The 16,911-nt window shown below is 41.1% G+C and carries 13 protein-coding genes and 1 pseudogene; 13 read left to right on the top strand and 1 reads right to left on the bottom strand.

The features are described from left to right. Window positions 1–84: 84 nt before the first annotated feature. Window positions 85–888: an inositol-1-monophosphatase gene (gene suhB / locus AAEY93_RS04915; RefSeq protein WP_101032106.1), complete on the bottom strand. Its 804-nt coding sequence runs from the start codon at window positions 886–888 to the stop codon at window positions 85–87. A gap of 150 nt (window positions 889–1,038) precedes the next feature. Between suhB and trmJ the strand changes: the two genes are divergently transcribed. The 13 genes and pseudogenes from trmJ to AAEY93_RS04980 all read left to right on the top strand — a co-directional run bounded on the left by trmJ (window position 1,039) and on the right by AAEY93_RS04980 (window position 16,711). Beyond that, window positions 1,039–1,755, top strand: a complete 717-nt coding sequence (gene trmJ / locus AAEY93_RS04920; protein WP_101032105.1) for a tRNA (cytosine(32)/uridine(32)-2'-O)-methyltransferase TrmJ — start codon at window positions 1,039–1,041, stop codon at window positions 1,753–1,755. A 24-nt stretch (window positions 1,756–1,779) separates the two neighbouring features. Further along, window positions 1,780–2,601, top strand: coding sequence for a serine O-acetyltransferase (cysE, locus tag AAEY93_RS04925; RefSeq protein WP_101032104.1), 822 nt, complete (start codon window positions 1,780–1,782; stop codon window positions 2,599–2,601). Between the two features lie 257 nt (window positions 2,602–2,858). After that, window positions 2,859–3,320, top strand: a complete 462-nt coding sequence (iscR, locus tag AAEY93_RS04930; protein WP_101032103.1) for a Fe-S cluster assembly transcriptional regulator IscR — start codon at window positions 2,859–2,861, stop codon at window positions 3,318–3,320. An 81-nt stretch (window positions 3,321–3,401) separates the two neighbouring features. Continuing rightward, window positions 3,402–4,616, top strand: a complete 1,215-nt coding sequence (locus AAEY93_RS04935; protein ID WP_101032102.1) for an IscS subfamily cysteine desulfurase — start codon at window positions 3,402–3,404, stop codon at window positions 4,614–4,616. A 71-nt stretch (window positions 4,617–4,687) separates the two neighbouring features. After that, the gene (gene iscU / locus AAEY93_RS04940) at window positions 4,688–5,071 is read left to right on the top strand and encodes a Fe-S cluster assembly scaffold IscU (protein ID WP_101032101.1); all 384 of its coding nucleotides are present in this window, start codon (window positions 4,688–4,690) and stop codon (window positions 5,069–5,071) included. 14 nt (window positions 5,072–5,085) lie between these two features. Then, the gene (iscA, locus tag AAEY93_RS04945) at window positions 5,086–5,409 is read left to right on the top strand and encodes an iron-sulfur cluster assembly protein IscA (protein ID WP_101032100.1); all 324 of its coding nucleotides are present in this window, start codon (window positions 5,086–5,088) and stop codon (window positions 5,407–5,409) included. Window positions 5,410–5,463: 54 nt separating this feature from the next. Further along, the gene (gene hscB, locus AAEY93_RS04950; protein WP_101032099.1) at window positions 5,464–5,988 is read left to right on the top strand and encodes a co-chaperone HscB; all 525 of its coding nucleotides are present in this window, start codon (window positions 5,464–5,466) and stop codon (window positions 5,986–5,988) included. Between the two features lie 69 nt (window positions 5,989–6,057). Beyond that, the gene (gene hscA, locus AAEY93_RS04955; RefSeq protein ID WP_101032098.1) at window positions 6,058–7,917 is read left to right on the top strand and encodes a Fe-S protein assembly chaperone HscA; all 1,860 of its coding nucleotides are present in this window, start codon (window positions 6,058–6,060) and stop codon (window positions 7,915–7,917) included. Between the two features lie 8 nt (window positions 7,918–7,925). Beyond that, entirely contained in the window at window positions 7,926–8,261 is a 336-nt protein-coding gene (gene fdx, locus AAEY93_RS04960) for an ISC system 2Fe-2S type ferredoxin (protein WP_101032097.1), read from the top strand. Window positions 8,262–8,642: 381 nt separating this feature from the next. Then, window positions 8,643–9,074 carry a nucleoside-diphosphate kinase gene (gene ndk / locus AAEY93_RS04965; protein ID WP_101032096.1) on the top strand — a complete coding sequence of 144 codons (432 nt, stop codon included), beginning with the start codon at window positions 8,643–8,645 and terminating at the stop codon, window positions 9,072–9,074. 997 nt (window positions 9,075–10,071) lie between these two features. Next, window positions 10,072–12,837: a TonB-dependent receptor gene (locus AAEY93_RS04970; RefSeq protein WP_351075242.1), complete on the top strand. Its 2,766-nt coding sequence runs from the start codon at window positions 10,072–10,074 to the stop codon at window positions 12,835–12,837. Window positions 12,838–13,127: 290 nt separating this feature from the next. After that, a pseudogene (locus tag AAEY93_RS04975) lies at window positions 13,128–13,369 on the top strand (nucleoside-diphosphate kinase); the annotation flags it as partial. An 813-nt stretch (window positions 13,370–14,182) separates the two neighbouring features. Then, the gene (locus AAEY93_RS04980; protein ID WP_101032094.1) at window positions 14,183–16,711 is read left to right on the top strand and encodes a TonB-dependent receptor plug domain-containing protein; all 2,529 of its coding nucleotides are present in this window, start codon (window positions 14,183–14,185) and stop codon (window positions 16,709–16,711) included. Window positions 16,712–16,911: the final 200 nt, after the last annotated feature.

Raw genomic sequence — 16,911 nt, forward strand, 5'->3', positions numbered from 1 at the left:
AAAAACCGCTATAGCTGTGCTTTAGCGGTTTAAATCGATTATTGCTAAGGATCTATACAATAATATATGGCTAACGATTAACGATTAACGTTTTAAGCCTTCATTTAGTAAAGGACGCATGGTTTTAACCAGTTGAGTCGTCACTTTCGGGCTGCCAGCAACAATGTTGCCTGAAATCATGTAGTTATGCGCACCCATGAAGTCGGTAACGGTACCGCCAGCTTCACGACAAATTAAGTCGCCTGCAGCGATATCCCATGGCTTTAAGCCAATTTCAAAGAAACCGTCTAAACGGCCTGCAGCGACGTAGGCTAAATCTAACGCAGCTGAACCGCCACGACGAATATCTGCACACAATGGGAACACTTCACTCAGAATAGCCATATAGCTTTCTGTGTGTTGGCGTGCTTTAAATGGGAAACCGGTGCCGATCATCGTATTGCTTAAATCATTGACATTGGTTACACGCATACGGAAATCATTGAGCTTAGCGCCTTTGCCGCGAACCGCTGAAAATAATTCTTCACGGACAGGATCGTAAATAACGGCAACTTCAATTTTGCCTTTATATTGAACTGCGATAGATACCGCAAAGTGAGGAATACCACGAACGAAGTTGTTAGTGCCATCCAAAGGATCAACTATCCAAACATAGTCTTTGTTTTCACCACGGTTTTCACCGTTTTCCTCACCAATGACGGTGTGGTCTGGATAAGATTTACGAATTTGATAAGTAATAGTTGCTTCTGCTTCCTTGTCCACACTAGTCACAAAATCATTAATACCTTTACTGCTTACCTCAACACGATCAAGCTCAGTATAGGCGCGCATAATAGTTTGGCCTGCGGCGCGTGCGGCGCGCGTGGCAATAGTCAGCATCGGATGCATTGCAATCCCCTGGATGTTAAAGAACGAGTAAAATAGCGCCCGCATTATACTTAATTTGACAGTTATATCAAATGCAGATTTTCATATAACGTAATTTTTAACGATTGTGTTAATATGTGGATAATATTTTTAGCTAAAAGAAAGTGCTACATGCTCAGTAATATTCGTGTTGTTTTAGTTGGTACCTCGCACCCTGGTAATATTGGCTCTACTGCTAGAGCAATGAAAACCATGGGCTTATCAAATTTATATCTTGCAGAGCCAAGAGCTGAGCCTGATGGACAATCGATAGCGCTGGCTGCAGGTGCGTCAGATATTCTTAAAAACCTGACTCGAGTTGATTCGTTAGAAGAAGCAATAGCCGATTGTAGCTTAGTGATTGCCACTAGCGCGCGCAGTCGTACCCTTGATTGGCCGATGCTTGATCCTCGTGAAGCCGGTTTAAAACTGAATCAAGAAAGCTTAAATGGCCCTGTTGCCATTGTATTTGGCCGTGAAAATCATGGCTTAAGTAATGAAGAGTTACAAAAGTGTACTTATCACGTGGCTATTCCAGCAAACCCAGAATATAGCTCGTTAAACTTAGCGCAAGCAGTACAAATTATTTGTTATGAAACCCGAGTCGCGCACCTAGCGCAAACTGAAACTCCAGCAGTGACGGATGAATATCCACTAACCTCTGATCTGGAACGTTTTTTCGTCCATTTAGAGTCAACGTTGTCTAAAACTGGTTTTGTGATTAAAAATCATCCTGGACAAGTTATGACTAAACTACGTCGTTTATACACTCGTGCGCGTATTGAAGCACCAGAGATGAATATTCTACGGGGTATTTTGACTTCTATTGATAAGAAAGTGGATAAATAAGATTAAGCAGTAAAGGAACACATCATGGTCGTCATCGCTAGGCTAAAAGAAGATATTGAATCGATTTATCATCGAGATCCTGCCGCAAACAGTACCTTAGAGATAATATTTAATTATCCCGGTATGCATGCTATTTGGATCCACCGTATTAGTCATAAACTGTGGATCGCCAACTGGCGCTTTACTGCTAGGTGTTTATCGACATTTTCCCGTTGGTTAACGGGTGTTGAAATTCATCCCGGCGCGACGATTGGTCGCCGTTTCTTTATTGACCATGGCATGGGTGTCGTTATCGGTGAAACAGCTGAAATTGGTGATGATTGTACGCTTTATCATAGCGTTACTTTGGGAGGGACCACCTGGCAGCCAGGTAAACGTCATCCTACCTTAGGCAATAATGTGGTTATTGGTGCAGGGGCCAAAGTCCTTGGACCTATCACTATGCATGATGGTGCTCGTGTTGGTTCAAATTCTGTCGTTGTTAAGGATGTCGCCAGTGATCATACTGTTGTGGGCATACCCGGGCGAGTGGTGTCTTCACCGACCAACCAGTCAACAGAAAAAACTGAACGTCGCACCGAAATAGCTAAAAAGTACGGCTTTGATGCGTACGCAGTATCACCCGATAACCCCGACCCAGTGGCTAATGCCATAGGGCAAATGCTTGACCACATGCATTTAATGGACTCTAAAGTAGAAGAACTGTGTAATGCCATTCAACTTATGGGTGGCGAAGTGTGTACTAAAAAGTTGCCAGAATTAAACGTTGATGCATTCGATGACGTTTCTCGAGAAGCCGCCACAAATCGTAAACAAGATATTGATAAGTTCGACCCGAGTATTTAAAAATCAATAAGTCATTGTAGATTCATGTCAAACAATTGGCCGATAATGCGATTAATTGCCTTATCGGCATTGAATCTTACAAGATAAAAAGGTTAAATACCTGCTGCGAAAATATGGAACTTTTTGTGATAAGAAATGCCATGATATCCGAGTGCGTTTGTTGTATTAATACCTGAGTGTTTTAGTAGGGTAAATACTTGACTAAATTACTCGGGTATGTTTAAATTACTGCATACTTTTTGGGAGCAGTACAAGTTATGAAACTTACATCAAAAGGTCGCTATGCAGTGACAGCTATGCTGGATGTTGCGATTCACTCTGCTACTGGCCCCGTGCCTTTAGCCGATATTTCTGAAAGACAAGGTATCTCTTTGTCTTATCTTGAACAACTCTTCGCAAAGTTACGTAAACATGGTCTGGTGTCGAGTTTTCGTGGGCCCGGTGGTGGTTATCGTCTAGGTCTAGAAGCCAACGATATCTCAATTGGTATGGTCGTGCATGCTGTTGATGAATCTGTAGACGCCACTCGTTGTCAAGGAAAAGGTAACTGCCAAAGTGGTACTCGTTGCCTAACCCATTCTTTATGGGGTGACTTAAGTAAACAAATTTCAGAGTTTTTAGACAGTATTTCGCTTGCGGGTTTAATGCAAAAACGAGACGTTCAATTTATCTCGTTAAAGCAAGACGAAATACAAAAGGAACATAGAGTGAGTTTGTAACTCCCTATGTTGATTGATAAATCATTATTATTTGTACGTTGTATGTAGCCTCATCTGAGACTGCTGAGTACGGAGTGTATTATGAAGCTTCCTATCTATTTAGATTATGCCGCCACAACCCCTGTCGATCCGCGTGTCGCAGAAAAAATGATGCAACACATGACAATGGACGGTGTGTTTGGTAATCCAGCATCGCGTTCACATCGTTATGGTTGGCAAGCTGAAGAGGCGGTTGATGTCGCCCGTAATCAAATTGCTGATTTAATCAATGCTGATCATCGTGAAATTGTGTTTACCTCAGGTGCGACAGAATCAAGTAACCTTGCGATTAAAGGTATTGCCCACTTTTATCATAAAAAGGGCAAGCACATCATCACCAGTAAAACTGAACATAAAGCAACCTTAGATACTTGCAGACAGTTAGAACGTGAAGGTTATGAAGTCAGTTATCTTGTTCCCGATGCTAACGGCATTATCCCAATGGAACGTTTAGAAGCGGCGATGCGCGATGACACAATTTTAGTCAGTATTATGCATGTTAACAACGAAATTGGTGTCATACATGATATCGATGCCATTGGTGAATTATGCCGCTCAAAAGGTATCTTTTTCCACATGGATGCTGCGCAAAGTGCGGGTAAACTACCGATTGACGTCCAAACAACCAAAGTAGATTTAATTTCGATTTCTGGCCATAAAATGTATGGACCAAAAGGTATCGGTGCACTGTATGTTCGCCGTAAGCCACGTATTCGTCTTGAATCGCAAATGCACGGTGGTGGACACGAACGCGGTATGCGTAGTGGCACATTAGCAACACATCAAATCGTAGGCTTAGGTGAGGCAGCAGCTGTTGCTAAACAAGACATGGCTGCTGATAGCGCACGTATTACCCATCTTCGTGACAAGTTGTGGAACGGTATTAAACATATCGAAGAAACCTATATCAACGGTGATATGGAACAACGCTACAGTGGTATTTTTAACGTAAGTTTCAACTTTGTTGAAGGCGAGTCGTTAATGATGGCCTTAAAAGACTTAGCGGTTTCTTCCGGTTCAGCCTGTACTTCAGCAAGTTTAGAGCCAAGCTACGTATTACGTGCATTGGGTTTAAATGATGAAATGGCACATAGCTCAATTCGTTTCTCTATTGGTCGCTTTACTACCGATGAAGAAATTGACCACTCAATTAAAACGATAAATGAATCTATTGATAAGTTACGCGAAATGTCTCCGTTATGGGAGATGTTCAAAGATGGTATCGATTTGGACCAAGTTCAATGGGCACAACACTAATTTAATATCATTAAATGAGCGTAATACCATTAATCGTAAACTAATAACGACACAGATTTTGGAGTACTATCATGGCTTATAGCGAAAAAGTAATCGATCATTATGAAAACCCACGTAACGTAGGTTCATTTGATAAGAACGATCCATCAATAGTAACGGGTATGGTTGGTGCGCCAGCCTGTGGTGATGTAATGAAGTTGCAACTTAAAATTAATGCAGACGGCATTATTGAAGATGCAAAATTCAAAACATATGGGTGCGGCAGCGCAATTGCATCTAGCTCATTAGTAACAGAATGGGTTAAAGGTAAAAGTGTTGATGAAGCCGCGACCATTAAAAATGCCGACATCGCTGAAGAGTTAGCATTGCCGCCGGTTAAAATTCATTGCTCAATTTTGGCAGAAGATGCCATTAAAGCAGCAATTGAAGAGTATAAAAGCAAACAAGCTAAGTAACACCTGGAGTTAAGATGGCAATTTCAATGACCCCCGCTGCTGCTGATCGAGTTAGATCGTTTCTTGCTAATCGCGGGGAAGGCCTTGGTTTGCGCCTTGGGTTGAGAACATCAGGTTGTTCAGGTATGGCATACGTCATTGAGTTCGTTGACGAACTCAATGACGATGATGAACTTTATAATATCGAGGGTGTGAATATCATCATCGATGCTAAAAGCTTTATTTATTTGCAAGGTATTGAACTTGATTTTGTCAAAGAAGGCCTAAATGAAGGTTTTCAGTTCAATAATCCTAACGCAAAGGGTGAATGTGGTTGTGGTGAAAGTTTCACCGTTTAACGATTACTTACCTATTAAGCCGTTTATATCAAACAGTAAGCATGATATCTGCCCATGAATTATTTCGATCTGTTTAATGTTGTACCTGCCTTTGATATCGATACCGCCTTACTTGCAGAGCGCTACCGCGAACTGCAACGGGCGGTCCATCCCGATAAATTCGCTAATGATACCGAGCAACAAAAGCGCTTGTCAGTTCAGCGTACAGCACAAGTTAATGATGGTTATCAAACGTTAAAAAATCCCTTACGCCGTGCTGAACACATGTTGAGCTTACGCGGAATTGAATTAAGTCACGAAACCACCACATTGAAAGATGGTGCATTTTTGATGCAGCAAATGGAGTGGCGTGAAGCGCTTGAAGACATCGCGCATAGCAGTGACCCGCAGTCATCAATTGATGAACTGTATGATTCGTTTGGTGAGTTTGAGTCTGTCCTCTCTGCTAAATTAGCGACGTTATTGGTCAGTGATGATAATGCAGATGCATTATTAGCGGCAGATCAAATTCGTAAGCTAAAGTTTATGGCAAAATTACATGATGAGTTAGCCCGGATTGAAGATGGCTTGCTCGACTGAATTCCCCAAAATTCTAAACCTTATTTATGATTAGCTCGACTAATCGATAACATAACAAGTTGGAACACTATGGCACTGTTGCAAATTGCAGAACCTGGCCAAAGCGCCGCACCGCACCAGCATCGTCTTGCGGTTGGGATTGATCTAGGTACCACCAACTCACTTGTTGCTGCGGTAAGAAGTGCTCAAGCATTGACCTTGCCTGATGAGCAAGGACGTCATTCGTTGCCTTCTGTGGTGCATTATGCTGATACCCGTGTGTTAGTGGGCTATGAGGCTCAAGAACAATCGGCTTTAGATCCACAAAATACTATCATTTCTATTAAGCGTTTTATGGGACGTAGCCTTACTGATATTCAGTCTGGTGTACATCGATTACCTTACGCATTACACGCAAGTGAAAATGGCTTACCGGTGTTTACTACTCCTATGGGGCATGTTAATCCGATCCAAGTGTCTGCCGAAATTTTAAAACCGCTTATTGCGCGAGCAGAAACGACATTAGGTGGCGAATTAGAAGGCTTGGTCATTACCGTGCCGGCATATTTTGATGATGCACAGCGCCAAGGTACCAAAGATGCGGTAGAGTTGTTGGGTGTTAAAGTATTACGTTTACTGAACGAACCGACAGCCGCTGCCATTGCTTATGGGCTAGATTCAAAGCAAGAAGGCGTGATTGCCATTTACGATTTAGGCGGAGGCACTTTTGATATATCTGTTCTTCGTTTAAGTCGTGGTGTATTTGAAGTGTTAGCCACTGGCGGTGATTCAGCTCTAGGTGGTGATGATTTTGATCATTTATTAGTGAGTCATTTACAACAAGAGTGGCAAATAACCGAGCCAGGCAGTCAATTAGCGCGTCAATTACTCATTGAAGCTCGCCGAGTTAAAGAAGCGTTGACCGACAGTGAAAGCGTTGAAGCCTTGGTCACTATTGGCGAAAAAACATTAACCTGCATTGTGGATAAAAGCTTATTTAACACGTTAATTGGCACGTTGGTGAAAAAAACCATAGGTAGCTGCCGCCGTACTTTGCGCGATGCTGACGTGAGTGTGGATGAAGTCATTGAAACCGTCATGGTGGGTGGTTCAACTCGCGTGCCTTTAGTGCGTGAACAAGTTGAAGCTTTCTTTAAAAAAACACCATTGACCTCAATTGATCCTGATCGTGTTGTTGCCATAGGTGCAGCTATTCAGGCTGATATTCTTGTTGGTAATAAGCCCGAATCAGACTTGTTACTGTTAGATGTGATCCCATTATCGCTGGGCGTTGAAACCATGGGCGGCTTGGTTGAAAAAGTGGTCACTCGTAATACCACCATCCCCGTTGCACGTGCGCAGGAGTTTACCACCTTTAAAGATGGCCAAACGGCAATGGTATTCCATGTGGTGCAGGGCGAACGCGAGCTTGTTGATGACTGCCGTTCTTTGGCGCGCTTTACCCTACACGGTATTCCGCCATTAGCGGCAGGTGCTGCGCATATCCGAGTGACATACCAAGTGGATGCTGATGGCTTGCTCAGCGTGACCGCGATGGAGAAATCCACCGGAGTTAATACTTCTATCCAAGTGAAACCATCATTTGGTTTATCGGATACTGAAATCGCGACCATGCTTAAAGATTCGATGAAGTATGCTAAAGAAGACATTACTCGTCGTATGCTGGCAGAGCAAAAAGTGGAAGCGGCGCGGGTGATTGAATCACTTAATGCTGCTTTGGCTAAAGATGCTGCTTTACTCGATGAGCAAGAACGCGAACAGTTAGTGGTTGCGATGGCACAACTTGATGCAGTAGCACAACAAGACGATATTGATGCCATTGAAAAAGCGATTGCAAATCTCGATGACAAAACCCAAGATTTTGCGTCAAGACGTATGGATAATTCTATTAGAGCGGCGCTAAAAGGGCAGTCGGTCGACAACATATAGGTGAAATGATGCCACAGTTAGTATTTTTACCCCATCAAGAACTTTGTCCAGACGGCGCAGTACTTGAAGCCGAAGTCGGTGAGACCATTTTAAACGTAGCCTTACGTAACGGTATTCATATTGAACATGCGTGCGAAAAATCATGTGCTTGTACTACATGCCATGTCATTGTTCGCGATGGCTTTGACCAGCTTGACGAAAGTGATGAGTTAGAAGATGACATGCTTGATAAAGCATGGGGATTAGAACCTGAAAGTCGTTTATCTTGCCAAGCTAAAGTCGTGGATTGCGATATGATTATTGATATCCCTAAATACACGGTCAATATGGTCAGCGAAGGGTAGTCTTTGCCGGAGTGTTAACCCATCAACAGCCCTATTTATAGCGGGTAATTGATCACAAAAAAAGAGTCAATCTACTAAGATTGGCTCTTTTTTTATCGGTGGTTATTGTCGATATTCATTTTACATAAACTTAGCGCATATATGCGAAATGCTTATTTTTGAGCACTTTGTTGAGCACTCTGTGGACATCGTAATACTGTCTAAAAACTTGCAGATTAAGATTAATGTTCACCTATGAGCATAAATTGCGCCATGTTAATATAAATGACCCAATCGAGTGATGAAATATCACTGAGAAAGCGGATAAGGCTAGGAATATACTCTTAAATTACGTATAATTTGCAAAATTTTTTATACTTGCTCACATTAAGGAAGCTCGTTATGGCGATCGAACGCACATTTTCTATTATCAAGCCAGATGCAGTTGCTAAAAACCACATTGGCGCAATTTATAACCGTTTTGAAACGGCTGGTCTTAAGATCATCGCGTCTAAAATGGTACACCTAACAAAAGAACAAGCTGAAGGTTTCTACGCTGAACACAGCGCACGTCCTTTCTTTGGCGCTTTAGTTTCTTTCATGACTTCTGGTCCTGTAATGGTTCAAGTGTTAGAAGGCGAAAACGCTGTTCTAGCTAACCGTGAAATCATGGGCGCAACTAACCCAGCTGAAGCTGCTCGTGGCACATTACGTGGTGATTACGCTGCAAGCATCGACGAAAATGCTGTTCACGGTTCTGATGCTGTTGAATCAGCAGCTCGTGAAATTGCTTACTTCTTCAGCGCAGATGAAGTGTGCCCACGCACTCGTTAATTGTTGCTGTAAGTTGATCATAAAAGGAGCTTCGGCTCCTTTTTTGTGTTCGCTTCACTAATATCTATTTTTATCTTTATCTTTATTAATTCCTATATCTAATTTATACCAATTTTTTCACTATATTATCAGTGCAGAGTTTTGTTCTTTTTGATCATCACATCGTAAAACTGGCATTATTTCTATTTAGATCAAAGTAGCAGAACGCTAGGGTGTGTGAGATATAGTGTAAACATGCTGTTAATATTCCTTATGATTGGTCAAGGGTATTATTAAGAGAATGGGGCAATATTTTACTCGTGTTATTGATGAATATTTATAAGTGAAAACACTTTTTATTAACATTTATGTTGCAAAGTGTGGTATTAAAATCTATTAAATATGATGCAGTTCTCAGTCTAAATACCCCGTGAGCTAAATCCAATACCGTTCATTAAATTGATTGTTACTTACGCATGTCACCCTATGTTGTTAGCCTAGTATTATCACTTTCTTGAATAAAAACCCTTAAATGATTGCTATTGAGTTATTTTTTGAATAAATAATCAATAATTTAGAAATGTCATTCTGGTTGTTTTTACGGCAATCAATAAGGTTTTTTAAATATTAAAATTTATTTTATTAATACTTCCTCCTATTTGGCGTTGCAATACAGTTAAAGATTGGTGGATTATGTTTAATTTTGTTTTACAATTTGTTTTATTCTTGACTTCATCTTGTTAGTTGTCATAGGGTTTTTAATACTTATAATATTAATAAAAATATATTACAAGTTAACTTACTGGTTATTATCATTAAAGCAAAAGTCAAACTATTGGTTGGGCCAATTGTTAAACTTAATGTTGTTCACTTGTTGCCCGTGTTGACTAAAGGTTTTTAATTCATTAATAATGCTTCTCGATAATTGGTTTTGTTAAATTCAATCAATTGTTTAATATAAATATAAAAATTATAAATTACTTGTATTCATTTTATATAAGTTATAGGGAAGTTATTCATGAGTTCAGTAACATTAACTGCTAAGGCTATTCGTCGTAGTCTACTGGCTGTTGCAACAACCAGTGTCGTTACAACAGGTTTATTCTCTTCAGCTGTGGTTTCAGCAGAAGAACAAGTTCAGAAAGTGGAAAGAATTGCAGTAACGGGGTCACGTATTAAGCGTGCCGATATGGAAACTGCGAGTCCGGTTAGTGTCATTGATGCGTCATCAATTGTGTCTTCTGGCGCAACATCTATTGATGATGTCTTACAACAAATGACCTCTACCGGTGGCGCGATGACTAACGCTGCCGTGAACAATGGCTCTCAAGGTAACTCTAGTATTAACCTTCGTGGCTTAGGAACGAGTCGTACACTCGTATTAGTCAACGGCCGCCGTATGATTGCCTCTGGTACAGGGCCCGCGTCCACAGTGGATTTGAATACTATTCCAGTATCAATGATCCAACGTGTTGAAGTATTAAAAGATGGCGCTTCAGCTGTTTACGGTACCGATGCCATTGCTGGCGTAGTAAACATTATTTTAAAACGTGATTTCGACGGTTTTGAAATGAATGCTCAAACCGGTATGAGTGGTCAAGGCGACGCAGACGAAACGAGCATAGATTTTACTCTTGGTAACACGTTTGATAAAGGTAATGTGGTTATTAACGCGCAGTACACTAAACGTGGTGATGCAAGCCAAGCAGACCGTGATTTTTCAGATTGCCCAATCTCTGAAACCGGCGCGGTAGGTAGCAAAACATTATATTGTGGTGGTAGCTCATATAGTCAAGGAGGTCATGTTTGGGGTGATCAGAACTTTAACATCACTCCTTCAGGCGCAGACGATGCTTATGCTGTTGGTGACTCAGGATATTACGGTCAGTATGTAGCTGATGACAAGGGTGAGCCAGAGTTTGAGTATTTTGATGGTAAATCTGAAGCTGATGTAAGTGGTCGTGATGGCGCTTTCCATGATTTTACTAGTGATGACAAATATAACTATGCCAAAGACAGCTATTTGTCTACGCCAATGGAACGCATTAACTTAAGTTTTGCTGGCTCATATGATTTGTCTGACAATATTACGTTCTTTTCTGAAGCTATGTATTCTAAGCGTTGGTCAGAACAGCAAATGGCACCACAACCTATTTGGAACAGCGCTGCATGGGCATACAAGCCTAAGTCTGCTGGTGGTTTCATGACTGATGACTTACTTCCTTGGGTTCAAGATGGTGAAGAACTGAGTTATGGCCGTCGTATGGTTGAATCTGGTACCCGTGACTTTAGTCAAGTAGTTGATACGGTTCGTGTTGTTCTCGGTTTAGAAGGCATGTTCGACAACGGTTGGACTTGGGATGCTTCATACAACAAAGGTAAAAACGATTCAGTCGATACCCTTGCAAATCTGCATAACATAGGTTCTATTAACGATGCAGTATTAGCGGGCACTTTTGATCCGTTTTTAGAGTCATCTTGGAAAGGTGAGAGCATTGAACCGTTCGTCTATACTGAAGTTAACAGTGGTGGTAGTGAATTAGATATTATTGCGGCAACACTTACCGGTGATATCGTTGATTTACCTGCTGGTATTCTAGGGTTTGCTGCTGGTTATGAGAACCGTAAAGAGTCCGCTCATTTCACCCCTGATTCATTAACGGCGCAAGGTCTTGCTAATGACCCTCGCGTTGAAGCTACAGCGGGTGATTTTAGTGTAAACGAAGTATATGCAGAATTGGCGATTCCATTGTTAAGCGATTTACCTTTTGCACAACAAGTTGATTTGAGCGCTGCAATGCGTTATTTCGATTACAATACTTTTGGTGATGACACTACTTGGAAGTTAGGCTTAACATGGCGCATGACAGATGATTTAATGTTCCGTGGTGGCCGTTCAACTGCGTTCCGCGCTCCTACTGTAGATGAGTTATTTGGTGGTAAATCGCCATCATTTAATCAAATAGTTCACCCAGCTTCAGAGCAAAGCCAAGCAGAAGTGACTGTGGGGGGTAATGAGTTGTTAACGCCAGAAGAAGCAGATATTACCACTGCTGGTTTGGTGTATTCACCTAGCTTTGTCGATGGGCTATCGTTAACGTTTGATTATTACGATATTGCTATCACGAACACGATTACCGCAGTTGATTCTAATTATGTGGCTAATCAATGTTTAGACGCAAGTGGTGTAACCATTAATACCGATACTGCATTATGCCAAGCTTCAAATATTGAAATCGACGCGACAGGTCGTATTAAGTTTGATAACGGTTTACAAAACGTTGGTGCAACCAACACGTCTGGTTATGATATCAACGTAGCGTATGCCTTCGAGGCAGTAGGGTTAAGCTGGAAAGCAAACCTAGATACGTCGATTTTAGAAACCTATGAAGAATTTGACCCAGATGGTAATGCAGTCGATTACCGTGGCTTTGTAACGGGTAACGCAGGTGGCTTTGCTAAAATCAAAACCAACCTTGACCTAACGGCAAGTGGTGATGATTGGAGTGCGACATACGAAATTCGTTATATTGATGGTATGGATTCATTTGCTTGTAAAGATGATACCTCTGCTTGTTATGCACCTTCTGTAGATAGCATTGTTTATCATGACCTTTCAGGTTCTTATGATCTAACCAGTACGGTTCGTTTATCTGGTGGTGTGAACAACCTCTTTGATAAAGAGCCTCCTTATTACACCGGTAACTTAGATTCAAATACCGATCCATATACTTATGACGTATTAGGTCGTTACTTCTTCGTTCGTGCAAGCGTGAAGTTCTAATTTAACATTTATTGTTAATGTAAAAAGCCGGCTAATTATTAGCCGGCTTTTTGTTTTGCATTGAATAAGAAATAAGTAAATGGAATGGCTAAGACACGGCTCTAATGGTTTAGGCGTAACTCATGTCGATGTTTGCGAGGGTATTTTTGCTTAAGATTAATCAGTACAACATTGTTCTATTGGGCCGGCAATTAAGTTTGGTGGTTCTATGTTCATATCACAATCAGAACAAAGCTGATAAATATTGATCTCAAGTTACTAAAAAGCACCTCTGCGTCTTAATTTCATTGATGATTTTGGGTCCAGAAATGGTTCAAGTGTTAGCCGGCGAAAACGCTGCTCTAGCTAATCGTGAAATCATGGGGGCAACTCATCCCGCTGAGGCTGCTCGTGGCACTTTACGTGGAAATATGCTGCAAGTATCGACGTTAACGCCGTTCACGGTTCTGATGCAGTTGAATCAGCAGCATTTGAAATTGCTTACTGCTTCAGCGCAGATAAAGTGTGCACTCTTAATTGTGCTGTCAGTTAATCAAAAAGGAGCATTATCTCCTTGCTTGTTTTTTGTGCTTTGATAGCTTAGCTATTTACGTTGCTGAATGGTTAGTCAATCCTGTTATTTAATGTTCAATGTGGCCCAATTCACAATATAGTGTAGGTGAATAATGGCAGCTAATAAGATAACATTTAGTTAACATTTGTACTCAGATGTTGAGTACTGATGCGCTTCGTTAATCGGTTTTGTGTTCCTCTCAAGTGTGATCTCCTCTGTACATAACGTAAGCGAATCGGTTGTTGTGTAGGCCTAAACGACAGTCATTACAAGGCAAGCATTATCGTTATTTGAATAAAGATCGGCTAAAAAAGACGAATGAGTTATTTTTTTGAATAAATACTCAGTAATTTTGAAATGTCATTCTGATTATTTTTACGACAATCAGTAATTTATTTTTTAAATATTACCATTTAATTGTTGATGCATTTTATAGGTAGTTGTGTGGTAGTTGTTAATTAAGTTTGCGTTGTGTTTTATTCTGTGTGTTTGGTTGTTTTTTTTGCGTATTTTATTTGTTTTATTTCTACGTTTTAAAATATTAATAATCTTAGTAAAGATAGTTAAATGTTTTAAGTCATTGATTATTAGGCGAATCAGTTTAAGTCAAATTAATTATCAATCCAGATGTTAAATGTGATGTTGTTCACATGTTGTCCATATTGACTAAAGGATTTTTATTCATTAATAATGTTTTTCAATGATTGGGAATGACCAATTATTCATAATTAAAAATATAATGACTTGTTTTATTTTATTCTAAGTTATATTCAAGTTATAGGGAGTTTATTCATGAGTTCAATAACATTAACGGCTAAGGCTATTCGCCGCAGTTTATTAGCTGTGGCCGCAACAAGTGTCGCCACTACAGGCTTATTTTCTTCAGTCGCATTGGCAGCCGATGAACAGAAAGTGGAAAGAATCGAAGTAACGGGTTCTCGTATTCAACGTCAAGATATGGAAACGGCTTCTCCAGTAACCATCATTTCAGCCGAAGCCATTCGCGCCGAAGGTTTCACTTCAGTTGACCAACTACTTCAAGCTCAAACATCAATGGCGGGTGCAGCAGTTGGTTCTAGCACCAACAATGGCGCCGACGGTGTGGCACAAGTTGACTTACGCGGTATGGGTTCACAACGTACGTTAGTGTTATTAAATGGCCGTCGCATGGTGAACTCTGGTTCTGGCGCGGACAGCTCTGTCGATTTGAACTCTATCCCTGTGGCGATGATCTCTCGTGTTGAAATCTTAAAAGATGGTGCTTCAGCGGTATACGGCTCTGATGCGATTGCCGGTGTCGTTAACATCATCACCAAAAAAGATTTTGAAGGTTTTCAATTAGATGTTAATGGAAGCACGACTAGCGAAAGCGATGGTGAGACTGGCGAGATCAGTGGTTTATATGGCTTTAACACTGACGATGGTAACTACACTATTGGTGCTGCGTATTCAAAGCGTGAAAGCATAATTCAATCCGATCGTGATTGGACAACCCCTGGTTATAGCTCATTTTTACCAACGGGTTCATTAGGCGGTAAAGTACGTGATGATGCAGGGAACTGGGTTGATCGTTCAACTGGTTATGACTACTCCACAAGCAGCTATTTCCAAACACCAAACGAGCGTTACAGTTTATTTGCTAACATGGTTCAAGAACTCGACAATAATTTAGTCCTAACAGGCGATGTTCTTTACACTAAGCGTCAGTCTAACCAACAAATGGCGGCACAACCTGCCGATGTTATGCTAAACGTTTGTGATGCTCCAGGTGTGACTGCTGGTGCGGCATGTATTCCCCTTGATCAAGCCATGACTGATGCTGGCATCGAAGCTGATGATACTGGACGAGTTAACTATCGTCGTCGTACAACTGATGCAGGTCCTCGTATTTATTCTCAAGACACTGACACATTTCGCCTTTCTGCAGGCCTTGCCGGTGACTTTGATATCAATACGGGTATGAACTGGGATATCGCTTACACCTATGGTAAAAATAAAGCGGATTCTCAAGTTGAAAACTTAATCAATGCCACCAATCTTAAGCAATCGGTTTATGCTAACCAAGATGCATGGTTCAGTGGTGATCCATTAACAGGTGCAATTGTTAATGACATTAGTTTCACCGAAAATTCTGATGGCGGTAACGAACAACACGTTGTTTCTGCTGGCTTAAATGGTGAATTATTTGACCTGAGTGCTGGTGCTGTCGCATTTGCTATTGGTGCTGAATACCGTTATGAAAGCGGCTTTTACAATCCAGATCCAGTGACTGTTGCGGGTGACAGCACTGCTGCACAACAAGATGCTACAGATGGTAATTACAATGTCATGTCTGTGTTTGAAGAAGTCAGCGTGCCTTTCACTGAAAAATTAACCGGTGAATTTGCCCTGCGTTATGACGATTACTCAACATTTGGTAAAGCGTCAACGTGGAAAGTCGGTTTAACCTATGAAGCCACTGATGATTTAATGCTCCGAGGTGTCGCGGCAACGGGTTTCCGTGCGCCTAGTATCAGTGAACTATTCGGTGGTGACACAGGTTCTTTCGATTACTTAGATGACCCATGGGAAAACGCTCAAGATCCACAGATCTTGGTTCGTTACACTTCCGATGATGAGCTAAAGGCTGAAGAGTCAGATTCTTATACAGCTGGTTTAGTTTACTCACCAAGCTATGTTGACGGTCTATCATTAACTCTTGATTACTGGCGCTTTAAAGTGACCGACGCGATCACTCGTTTAGACGTTCAAGCTGGCTTAAATGAGTGTTTTGCTAACGCCTCTGCTGCTGCCTGTGAAACCTTTAACATCGGTGAAAACGGTGATCTGTCTAACGTAACTAACTCGTTAACAAACGTAGGTAGCCAAGATACTAGCGGTGTAGACTTCAACTTAGCGTATCATTTTGAAGCCTTAACTTTAGATTGGAAGATCAGTAATGACACCACCTACTTATTGAACTTCGAACAAGAAGGCAATGATTACACCAATAAGATTGACGGTAACTTTGGTGCGTATGCAGAAGTTCGTAACAACTTCAGTATTCAAGCGGGTCAAGACAGCTGGAGTGTTAACTACTTCAACCGTTATATCGGTGAAATGGACGACTTAGGGACTGGCGAAAAAGTGGATGCGATTTTGTACCACAACCTAGCGGGTACTTATTATGTTACGGACATGATTACCTTCAGTGCGGGTGTGAAAAACATCACTGACGAAGAGCCTTCAGGCGTATCTAATGGAAGTGATGGTGGTACGGTGCCAGAAGTGTATGACACTATTGGTCGTCAGTACTACGGCGGTGTAACGGTTAAGTTCTAAGATAACGCTGCTGTTAGACATTAGAAAGTATGATTGATTTTTATTTTCTATAGCGAATAGACCTACACAGCGGTGTAGGTCTTTTTTATGGCAGCCATTTAATGCTAGATATTGTTAATGCTGGATATTTTAATACTGGATATTGTTATCGCTAGATATTGTTAAGATTAAACAATTGTGTGGTGGTTAGTTAAAGATTG

Origin of the sequence: Shewanella sp. CAL98-MNA-CIBAN-0140 (genome assembly GCF_040309905.1) — a bacterium.
GTDB classification, from domain to species: Bacteria; Pseudomonadota; Gammaproteobacteria; order Enterobacterales; family Shewanellaceae; genus Shewanella; species Shewanella psychromarinicola.

Coding starts and splice junctions, on each gene's coding strand:
- suhB (WP_101032106.1), bottom strand. CDS start 888: ATGCATCCGATGCTGACTATTGCCACGCGCGCCGCACGCGCCGCAGGC.
- trmJ (WP_101032105.1), top strand. CDS start 1,039: ATGCTCAGTAATATTCGTGTTGTTTTAGTTGGTACCTCGCACCCTGGT.
- cysE (WP_101032104.1), top strand. CDS start 1,780: ATGGTCGTCATCGCTAGGCTAAAAGAAGATATTGAATCGATTTATCAT.
- iscR (WP_101032103.1), top strand. CDS start 2,859: ATGAAACTTACATCAAAAGGTCGCTATGCAGTGACAGCTATGCTGGAT.
- AAEY93_RS04935 (WP_101032102.1), top strand. CDS start 3,402: ATGAAGCTTCCTATCTATTTAGATTATGCCGCCACAACCCCTGTCGAT.
- iscU (WP_101032101.1), top strand. CDS start 4,688: ATGGCTTATAGCGAAAAAGTAATCGATCATTATGAAAACCCACGTAAC.
- iscA (WP_101032100.1), top strand. CDS start 5,086: ATGGCAATTTCAATGACCCCCGCTGCTGCTGATCGAGTTAGATCGTTT.
- hscB (WP_101032099.1), top strand. CDS start 5,464: ATGAATTATTTCGATCTGTTTAATGTTGTACCTGCCTTTGATATCGAT.
- hscA (WP_101032098.1), top strand. CDS start 6,058: ATGGCACTGTTGCAAATTGCAGAACCTGGCCAAAGCGCCGCACCGCAC.
- fdx (WP_101032097.1), top strand. CDS start 7,926: ATGCCACAGTTAGTATTTTTACCCCATCAAGAACTTTGTCCAGACGGC.
- ndk (WP_101032096.1), top strand. CDS start 8,643: ATGGCGATCGAACGCACATTTTCTATTATCAAGCCAGATGCAGTTGCT.
- AAEY93_RS04970 (WP_351075242.1), top strand. CDS start 10,072: ATGAGTTCAGTAACATTAACTGCTAAGGCTATTCGTCGTAGTCTACTG.
- AAEY93_RS04980 (WP_101032094.1), top strand. CDS start 14,183: ATGAGTTCAATAACATTAACGGCTAAGGCTATTCGCCGCAGTTTATTA.